The organism is Ectothiorhodospira sp. 9100 (genome assembly GCF_022227565.1).
Lineage (GTDB): Bacteria > Pseudomonadota > Gammaproteobacteria > Ectothiorhodospirales > Ectothiorhodospiraceae > Ectothiorhodospira > Ectothiorhodospira marina.
Genome location: NZ_JAJNAN010000037.1, coordinates 22,131 through 30,949, shown reverse-complemented (window position 1 = coordinate 30,949; position 8,819 = coordinate 22,131). Strand labels below are relative to the sequence as shown.

The following is an 8,819-nucleotide window of genomic DNA, read 5'->3' as shown; positions in this document are numbered from 1 at the left end:
ATGATTGACCCGATATCCATGCGACCGTGGCCGGCATTACGGTACACTTGAGGATTCGACATCAGCCATCTTGCCGAAATGCGCTCGGCTTTGGAGTTCTCCCCCCATGGATCAACCGATGCAGGATGATTGGTACCAGCGGCCTTGCAGCGAGGTGCTGGAAACACTGGAAACCCAGGAGCATGAGGGCCTCACGGACCAGCAGGTTCGGGAACGTCTGGACACCTACGGCCCCAATACCCTGGCCACTGCGAAGGCCATGTCGTGGTTCAAACGGCTGCTGCTGCAGTTCCACAACCCGCTGATCTACATCCTCCTGATCGCCACCGTCGTGACCCTGGTCCTGGGGGAATACGTGGACTCGGGGGTTATCTTTGCCGTGATCCTGATCAACGCCATCATCGGTTATGTGCAGGAATCCAAGGCCGAGGATGCCATCCAATCCCTCAAGCACATGCTTTCCTCCACGGCCACGGTGATGCGGCAGGGTCAGCGCATGGAGGTGCCGGCGGCTGAACTGGTACCGGGTGACATCGTTCTGCTGGCCTCAGGCGATAAGGTGCCGGCCGATATGCGCATGGTGTCGGCCCGCGATCTGCAGATCGATGAGTCCACCCTCACCGGCGAGTCCGTTGCCGTGGAGAAACAGTCCGGTCCACTGGACGCGAACACGGTACTGGGTGATCGCAGCAACATGGCCTTTGCCGGCACCCTGGTGACCTATGGAACGGGCCGGGCCGTCGTGACCGGCACAGGGAACCGGACCGAAACCGGCAAGATTGCCGATATGATCAGCGAGGCGGTCAGCCTGGAAACGCCGCTCACGCGCAAGATCAACGCCTTCAGTCGCGTGCTGCTCTGGGTCATCCTGGCCCTGGCGGGTGTGACCTTCGGTGTGGGCCTGCTTTACGGTCAGTCCTGGGTGGACACCTTCATGGCCGCCGTGGCCCTGGCGGTCGCTGCCATACCTGAAGGGCTGCCGGCGGTGGTGACCATCACCCTGGCCATCGGCGTGCGTCGCATGGCCCTGCGAAATGCCATTATTCGCAAGCTGCCGGCGGTGGAGACCCTGGGTTCCACCACGGTGATCTGTTCCGACAAGACCGGCACCCTCACCGAAAACCAGATGACGGTACAGCGCATCCTGGTCGATGATACCACCTTCGAGTTGAGCGGCGCCGGGTACGAACCCCAGGGTCAGGTCCTCCAGGACGGCGAGCCGCTATCAGAGCCCGTTGCCGGGCATGAAGCCCTCCATCAGTGCCTGTTGGCGGGCCTGCTGAGCAATGACAGTGAGCTGGTGGAACAGGAGGGTCGCTGGACCGTGCAGGGCGATCCCACCGAGGGGGCATTGATCACCAGTGCCCTCAAGGCGGGCATGGACCCGCCCCCCCTGCGACGTGAGCTGAAACGGGTTGATGCGATTCCCTTTGAGTCGGACCGTCAGTACATGGCCACCCTGCATCGCCATGAGGCGGGGCATCGCATCTACATGAAGGGGTCCGCGGAGCGGGTGATTGCCCACTGCGACCGCATCATGACTGCCGATGGTGAATTGCGTCCCCTGGATTCCAAGCGGCTGCATGAGCAGGCCGATCAGCTGGCGGCCCAGGGGCTGAGGGTGCTGGCCTTTGCCATGCGCGAATCGGACCTGGACCACCTCCAGGTGCCCGATCCGGAGCGCGCCGAGGATCGTCTGATCTTTCTCGGCTTGCAGGCCATGATCGATCCGCCTCGGGAAGCGGTGGTGCATTCGGTGGAAACCTGCCGTCAGGCCGGTATCCGGGTGAAGATGATCACCGGTGACCACGCCCTGACGGCCCGTGCCATTGCCGAGCGTATCGGTATCCTCCGCGACGGGGAACAGGCATCACAACAAGTCCTGACAGGGCGTGAGTTGGGCAACATGACGCCGACGGAATTGGCGCGGGCCAGCGAGGAGGTGTCGGTGTTTGCCCGGGTGGCCCCGGAACAGAAACTGCAGCTGGTGGAGGCGTTGCAGGCCCAGGGGCATGTGGTAGCCATGACCGGCGACGGGGTCAATGATGCCCCGGCCCTGAAGCGGGCCAACATCGGTGTGGCCATGGGGATCAACGGGACCGAAGTCTCCCGCGATGCCTCCGATATGGTGTTGGCCGATGATAACTTCAGTTCCATCGAGGCGGCGGTGGAAGAAGGCCGCAATGTCTTCGATAACCTGCTCAAGTTCATCACCTGGATCCTGCCCACCAACCTGGGGCAGGGTCTGGTGATCATGGTGGCCGTTTTGCTGGGTGTGACGCTGCCGGTGTTGCCGGTGCAGGCGCTGTGGCTGAACATGACCACGGCGGTGTTCCTGGGTCTGATGCTGGCCTTCGAACCACGGGAGCCCGGGATCATGGGTCGGGCGCCCCGTCAAACGAATATGCCCATCCTCAACGGCGAGACCATCGGGCGCATCTTCTCGGTGAGCGCCTTGCTGTTGCTGGGGGCCTTTGGCCTGTTCCAGTGGTCGCTGGTGCAGGGCGCCAGCATCGAGGAGGCACGCACCCTGGCGGTGAGCCTGTTCGTGGTGGTGCAGAGCTTCTTCCTGCTCAATTGCCGCTCGCTCACCCGCAGCGTGTTCCAGACCCACCCGTTCTCCAATCACTGGATCTGGTGGGGCATTACTGGCATGGCGGTGGCGCAGTTGCTGTTCGTCTACACGCCGTTCATGAACCTGCTGTTCCAGAGCGCCCCCCTGAGCCTGAGTCAGTGGGGATTGATTCTGGCGTATGGCGTGGTGGTCCTGCTTCTGGTGGAGCTGGAAAAGGCTGTCTGGCGCTGGCGACACCCGGAGAAAAAAACGGTGGCTGCCAAGACCACGGCGTGATCTCCTGCACAACGCGATGCGGTGTGCGGAAAGGCCGGTGGTCTCAGGGTGGGGCACCATCCCACGCGCTGCTGCGTCGCTGGCCGGCGGCGGCAACCCCCGGTGCGGGCCTGGGAGAAAGGGCCTCATCGTAGAGAGCCAGCAGCCGGTCGAGTGTCTGTTCCCAGGCGTAGCCTGAGGCCAGCACGTGATGCCGTGCCGCCGCCCCCAGGGTTTGGTGTTGCACTGCCACCTGCCGGATATGGCCAGCCATGGCTTCAGCATCCCCCACCGGACCTAGTCGTCCCCGGTCCGGTCGCACATGTTCTGTCAGGGCGCCGGCCTCGACCCCCACCACCGGCAGGCCGCTGGCCTGGGCCTCGACCACCGACAGACCGAAGGTCTCGTGGGGGCCGGCGGTGACGTAGATATCGGCGCTCGCCAGGGCGCGGGCATAGGCGGGCCGGTCCGACTCGTAGTCCAGTAGTCGCAGCCCTGGCAGGTCGCGCGCCCGGGTCTCCAGGGCCTCCCGGTGCGGACCGGCCCCCATCATTGCCATCACGAAGCGCGGCCCATCAGAGGGCCCATCCCGGTTCAGGCACTCGAAGGCCCGGGCCAGTGTGAGCACATCCTTCTCCCCATCCAGACGGCCGCAGTAGATCAGCAGGATGTCCTCCGGGTCCAGTCCGAGCTCGGCGCGCCAGCTGGAGTCCCGGCGTGCGGGGTTGAAGAGCAGCGTATCCACGCCCAGGGGCACGATGTGAGTGCCGCCCACGCCGTATTGGCGCAGGCGATCGGCCTGCTGGCCCGTGGCGGCCAGGGTGAGGTCGCAGTGGCGAAAGACGCGGCCGAAGAGACGTCGGGCCGTGGACTCCATACCCTGGCCAGCCTTGTCTCCCCATGTGCCCGGAAGGGCGGACAGGCGACGGCGTAGCGGGGCGCCCACATAGGCGCTGGCGATGTCGGTATGGAAGTAGGCGGCTACCAGGGACCGGTGACCCGCCTGCAACCGGTCGGCCCGGTAGCGGAAAGCGGCCCAGGGGCAGGTGAAGAAACTCCCCAATTCCACCGCATCCGGTGCGGCCTCCCGCAATGCCTGAAGCACCCGGTGGGGGCGCGTGAAGAAACGGTAGGGGTGACAGCCAGGGATCAGGGGGGACTCGATCTCAATGCGAGTGAGGCGGCCCTCCTGGATGATCCGGTCCTGTTCGCCGGGGATGATGAGCACATGCTCGTGTTCGGTATGTCGGGCGATGTGCTGCCGCTTGGCATCGAGGTAGGTGCGGATGCCTCCGCTGGTCTCGGTATAGGCCAGGGTGAGGTCGCAATGGCGCATGGGGTTTCCGGAGTGTGTCGTGGGTGTGGGTGGACAGGGTACCCGATTCGGGTGAGTCTACTGAAACCCGGGGCATCGTCTCATGATTTTGTGAGAGTTTTTCCCAGGCCTCGCAACAGGAGCCTCTTATGACGTGCCATCGCGATATCCTGCTGTCTTGTTTCCACCAGGCTCTTGAGGCCGTGAACGGTGAACGGGTGGTGCAACGTCAACTGGAGATTGATAAGCCGGCCGGGCCGGTGCATGTGGTGGCTATCGGCAAGGCGGCGGCTGCCATGGCTCGGGGTGCCTGGACGGTCCTTGGAGGTCGGCTTGCGCGAGCGCTGGTCATTACCCGTCATGGCCATGGTGATGAGGCGCTGGCCCGCGATGGGCGTTTCTCCTGCCTGGAAGCCGATCACCCCCTGCCCGGGGAGGCCAGTCTGGCGGCGGGGACGCGGTTGCTGGAATTCATCGCGGCGACGCCGAATGATGCGTCTCTGCTGTTTCTCATCAGCGGTGGCACGTCCAGCCTGGTGGAGGTGTTGCCCAAGGGGATGACCCTGGCGGATCTGCAGCGCCTCAATGGCTGGCTGCTGGGGGCGGGGCTGGACATCCGGGCCATGAACCGGGTGCGCAGTGCCGTTTCCTGCATCAAGGCGGGTCGTTTGCGGGGGCATCTGGGGCAGCGTTCCGCCCAGGTCTGGTTGATCTCGGACGTGCCCGGCAATGATCCGGCGGTGATCGGCTCGGGCCTGCTCACGCCAACCCGGGAATCCTCACCGTTGCCCACACTGCCCGCCGGTCTGTCAGAGAGGGTGCACCGGGCGATGGCCGCCCGTGCCGCACACTCACGGGCCGGCCCCAGGGTGCCCGCCCGGGTGCTGGCCACTCTGGAGGATGCCTGTCGCGCGGCAGGGGCTGCGGCACGCCAGTTGGGTTGTTCGGCCACCGTTCATGGGGACTTCCTGAAGGGTGAGGCCGCCGAGCGAGGTGCGGCCCTGGCGCGCTGGTTGATGCACGAGGGCAGGGCGGCCCCTGGGGTGCATGTTTGGGGCGGCGAGACCACGGTGACCTTGCCGGATCACCCGGGTCAGGGCGGGCGCAATCAGCATCTGGCCCTGGCGGCGGCGAGGGTCTTGTCCGGTTGCCCGGATGTGACCCTGCTGGCCGCAGGCACGGATGGCTCCGACGGCGTCACGACCGCCACCGGCGCCATGGTGGACGGCGGCACCTGGGAGCGCATCTGTGCCCAGGGCCTCGACCCGGATCAGGCCCTATCCACCGCCAACGCCCACCCCTGCCTGCAAGCCTCCGGCGACCTGCTGGAGACCGGCCCCACCGGCACCAACGTCATGGATCTGGTGATCGTCCACATCTCCTGAGTCTTTGTGGGAGCTGATGCCCTGTGTGGGAGCGGCCCTCGGCCGCGAATGCCTTTCTCCACCGAAAGCCACCAAAGCGTCCGAACCTTGGCGGGGGGGGGTGCCTGGGAGCGGGTGTTCGCCGCATGGATGCGGCGATCAAGCCTACAGGGAGGTATTCACGGCGTCCCGCGGACAGGCACACCCGCCGCCGAGGTTCTCCTTGGACATTGAACCCGGAGGGTGCCCGGGGAGAGAGATTCGATGTCAGGGGCTTGCGGGAAGGCCGTTCGCGGCCGAGGGCCGCTCCCACGGGGGGTTGCTCTCATTGGGGGCACGGGGGCAATCAGATTTCCTGCAGTGCCATCCCCTGCGGCGTGCAGGCCAGTACGCCACCATCGCCATACCAGTCCGGGAGCACGATGCGGCGGGCGGGTTGGCCATCCAGATGTAAATCATGCACGGCGGGGCGGTGGGTGTGGCCGTGGATGAGGGTATGTACGCCGTTGCGGCGCAGGGCATCCTCTACCGCGGCCGGATTCACATCAGTGATACGGTCGGACTTGCTGCGGGTGGAGGCCTGGCTCTGAGCGCGCATGGCCTCGGCCTCCGCATGGCGCTCCGCCAGCGGGCGGGCCAGGAAGGCCGACTGCCACTGACGGGTGCGCACCATGCGACGAAATTGCATGTATTCCTCGTCGTCGGTGCACAGGCTATCCCCGTGCATGAGCAGCACGGGGGTGCCATAAAGGTCGATGACCGTCTCCGTCTCCAGCAGGGCGCAGCCGCAGCGCTCGGCAAAGGCCTCACCCACCAGAAAGTCCCGGTTGCCGTGGGCGAAATAGACCGCGAGTCCTTCCCTGCTCAGTCGATGCAGGATGCCGACGATCTCGTCCAGGTGCGGAGCGGGATCATCATCGCCGATCCAGTATTCGAACAGATCGCCCAGGATGTACAACGCATCGGACCCGGGTGCCCGCTCGGCGAGAAACCGGGCGAACTGCTCCAGGGTCCGTGGACGATCCCTGTCCAGGTGCAGGTCGGAAATGAACAGCGTTTGAGGCACCGGGCAGGCTTACTGCTCGGTCACGCTGTTGAGCACGATGGGCTCCTTGGGTACGTCCTGATGCATGCCCTGACTGCCGGTGGGCACGGCAACAATGCTTTCCACTACATCCATGCCTTCCACCACCTTGCCGAATACGGCGTAGCCCCAGCCCTGGGGTGTCTCGGCGGTGAAGTCCAGGAAGCGATTGTGTTCCACGTTGATGAAGAACTGCGCCGTGGCGGAGTGGGGGTTGGGGGTGCGGGCCATGGCCAGTGTGCCCACCTCGTTGCTCAGGCCGTTATTGGCCTCGTTGCGAATGGGATCGCGGGTGGGCTTTTGCTGCATGTCCGGGGTGAAGCCACCCCCCTGCACCATGAAGCCGGGAATCACCCGGTGAAAGATGGTGCCGTCGTAGAAGCCGTCTCGCACATAGGTCAGGAAGTTCTCGACCGTCTCGGGGGCCTTGTCCGCGTAGAGTTCCAGGACCAGGGTGCCCTTGGTCGTCTCAATCTGGACCTTGGGGTTGTCGGTTTCGGCCATCACTTGGTTTCCCATGGTTAAGGACAGCAGCGCCAGGAGCACTACACACTGTCGGATCATTGATTTCATGCGATTTTGTCCGTCGGAGTTACCCGTTGGTGGCCTGTGATGATAGCCGTTGCGGGCGCCCCGGGGAAGTTTGCCCGTCCGGGGCGGAGCGCGTCGGGCTTCGTGGCTGACCTTTCTGGTGTATCGTGGGACTTGGTATGCTCCATTTCCTGTCCCAATCCCGACTCATCCAGCCAGACCCGCGACATGCTGAACATATACAACACCCTGACTCGCCGCAAAGAACCCTTCAAATCCATGGAGACCGGTCGGGTGCGCATGTATGTGTGTGGCATGACCGTGTACGACTACTGCCACCTGGGACATGCGCGGGTGCTGGTGGTGTTTGACATCGTCTACCGCTACCTCCAGGCCCTGGGCTACGAGGTGACCTATATCCGCAACATCACGGATATCGATGACAAGATCATCCGTCGCGCCGCCGAGAACGGTGAGGGGATCGATGCCCTCACGGAGCGCTTCATCCAGGCCATGCACGAGGACGCCGAGGCCCTGGGAGTGTTGCGTCCCACCGCCGAGCCCCGGGCCACGGAGCACGTGCATGAAATCCTGCACATGATCCAGCGCCTCATGGAACGGGGCTACGCCTACCAGGCCGATAACCGGGATGTGTACTACAGCGTGACCCGCTTTGAGGACTACGGCAAGCTGTCGGGCAAGCGCCTGGAGGATCTGCGCGCCGGTGAACGAGTGGCCATGGACGAGGCCAAGCGTGACCCCATGGACTTTGTCCTCTGGAAGGCTGCCAAACCTGGTGAGCCCGCCTGGGATGCCCCCTGGGGCGCGGGACGCCCCGGCTGGCATATCGAGTGCTCGGCCATGTCCACGCATTTTCTGGGCAACCACTTCGACATCCACGGCGGCGGACAGGATCTGCAGTTCCCCCACCATGAGAACGAGATCGCCCAGAGCGAGGCGGCCACCTGCGAGCACTTTGTGAACTACTGGATGCACAACGGCTTCGTGCGGGTGGACGAGGAGAAGATGTCCAAGTCCCTGGGGAATTTCTTCACCGTGCGCCAGGTGCTGGAGCATTATCGGGCCGAGGTGGTGCGCTATTTTATCCTGGGCAGCCACTATCGCAGTCCGCTGAACTACAACGACGAGGCCCTGGAGAGCGCCCGCAACGGCCTGTCGCGTCTGTATACGGCCCTCAGGGGGCTCCCGGCCCAAGCCGCTGAAGATGGCGGCGCCCAATACCGTGCCCGTTTCCATGCGGCCATGGCCGATGACTTCAACACGCCCGTGGCCCTGGCGGTGCTATTCGACCTGGCCCATGAGATCAACCGGCTGCGGGAGGGGCAGGCCGATGAGGCGGCCCGCCTGGCAGGACTGCTCAAGGAGCTGGGCGCGATGCTCGGTATCCTGGAATCGGACCCGGAGGCCTTCCTCAAGGGCGGCAGTGCCGATGGCCCCGACGAGGCCCAGGTGGAGGACCGCATCCAGGCCCGCATCCAGGCCCGCCTGGAGGCCCGCAAGCGCAAGGACTTCACCGAGGCCGACCGCATTCGTGACGAACTCAAGGCCCAGGGGGTCATCCTGGAGGACGGCCCGGGCGGGACCACCTGGCGTCGAGAATAGGTGGCACTCCACCGGACGATTGCGGTTGGCCCGAGCACCCGTACGGGCCGTTCGCGAACGGCCCTGGCGGAG

The 8,819-nt window shown here is 64.8% G+C and carries 6 protein-coding genes; 3 read left to right on the top strand and 3 right to left on the bottom strand.

The window, feature by feature from the left end; translation table 11 throughout:
* Positions 1 to 106: 106 nt before the first annotated feature.
* Positions 107 to 2,851, top strand: coding sequence for a cation-translocating P-type ATPase (locus LPW29_RS11335; protein WP_238628097.1), 2,745 nt, complete (start codon positions 107 to 109; stop codon positions 2,849 to 2,851).
* Between the two features lie 43 nt (positions 2,852 to 2,894).
* Here the strand turns inward: LPW29_RS11335 and LPW29_RS11330 are convergent, their stop codons facing one another.
* Positions 2,895 to 4,166, bottom strand: coding sequence for a glycosyltransferase (locus tag LPW29_RS11330; RefSeq protein WP_238628096.1), 1,272 nt, complete (start codon positions 4,164 to 4,166; stop codon positions 2,895 to 2,897).
* Between the two features lie 128 nt (positions 4,167 to 4,294).
* Here LPW29_RS11330 and LPW29_RS11325 point away from each other — a divergent pair, with 128 nt between their 5' ends.
* Entirely contained in the window at positions 4,295 to 5,530 is a 1,236-nt protein-coding gene (locus LPW29_RS11325; RefSeq protein WP_238628095.1) for a glycerate kinase type-2 family protein, read from the top strand.
* 325 nt (positions 5,531 to 5,855) lie between these two features.
* Here the strand turns inward: LPW29_RS11325 and LPW29_RS11320 are convergent, their stop codons facing one another.
* Together LPW29_RS11320 and LPW29_RS11315 are read right to left on the bottom strand one after the other, a co-directional pair.
* The gene (locus tag LPW29_RS11320; protein ID WP_238628094.1) at positions 5,856 to 6,575 is read right to left on the bottom strand and encodes a UDP-2,3-diacylglucosamine diphosphatase; all 720 of its coding nucleotides are present in this window, start codon (positions 6,573 to 6,575) and stop codon (positions 5,856 to 5,858) included.
* Between the two features lie 9 nt (positions 6,576 to 6,584).
* The gene (locus LPW29_RS11315) at positions 6,585 to 7,097 is read right to left on the bottom strand and encodes a peptidylprolyl isomerase (protein ID WP_274520332.1); all 513 of its coding nucleotides are present in this window, start codon (positions 7,095 to 7,097) and stop codon (positions 6,585 to 6,587) included.
* Between the two features lie 255 nt (positions 7,098 to 7,352).
* On the opposite strand from LPW29_RS11315, the gene cysS reads away from it, so the two are divergent.
* The gene (cysS, locus tag LPW29_RS11310) at positions 7,353 to 8,747 is read left to right on the top strand and encodes a cysteine--tRNA ligase (protein WP_238628093.1); all 1,395 of its coding nucleotides are present in this window, start codon (positions 7,353 to 7,355) and stop codon (positions 8,745 to 8,747) included.
* Positions 8,748 to 8,819: the final 72 nt, after the last annotated feature.